Source organism: Martelella sp. UBA3392 (genome assembly GCF_002358775.1).
Classification (GTDB): domain Bacteria; phylum Pseudomonadota; class Alphaproteobacteria; order Rhizobiales; family Rhizobiaceae; genus Martelella; species Martelella mediterranea.
Genome location: NZ_DEPM01000067.1, coordinates 21,890 through 22,254, shown reverse-complemented (window position 1 = coordinate 22,254; position 365 = coordinate 21,890). Strand labels below are relative to the sequence as shown.

The window sequence follows — 365 nt, the reverse complement described above, 5'->3', positions numbered from 1 at the left end:
CTGGAACACCATCGCCACGCCGCGCCTGGCGGGCGCGATGTCGTTCATGCGCTTGCCGCCGATTTCGAGCGTGCCGCCGGTGATATCCTCGAGGCCGGCGATCATCCTGAGCAGCGTGGACTTGCCACAGCCGGACGGGCCGACGAACACGCAGAACTCGCCGTCCTCGACCGCAAGGTCGATGCCCTTGATGATCTCCGCCGCGCCATAGGACTTTCTGACGCCCTTCAGTTCAAGCTTGGCCATGTCTTCACTCCACGCGTCCGAACAGTTCGAGTCGCGGCGTCTCGCGGATATGCTGCGGCCATGCGAGTGGCACCTCGAAGCGGCTTGTCAACAGGTTCTGGAAGTCCGCCAGCCGCTCC

Annotated in this window: 1 protein-coding gene; it reads right to left on the bottom strand. The window is 64.4% G+C overall.

Translation table 11 applies throughout. The features are described 5' to 3' along the window. Positions 1-246, bottom strand: a 246-nt coding sequence (locus tag B4E36_RS05050) for an ATP-binding cassette domain-containing protein (protein WP_345900061.1), incomplete at its 3' end; no start/stop codon positions are given. Positions 247-365 lie beyond the last annotated feature (119 nt).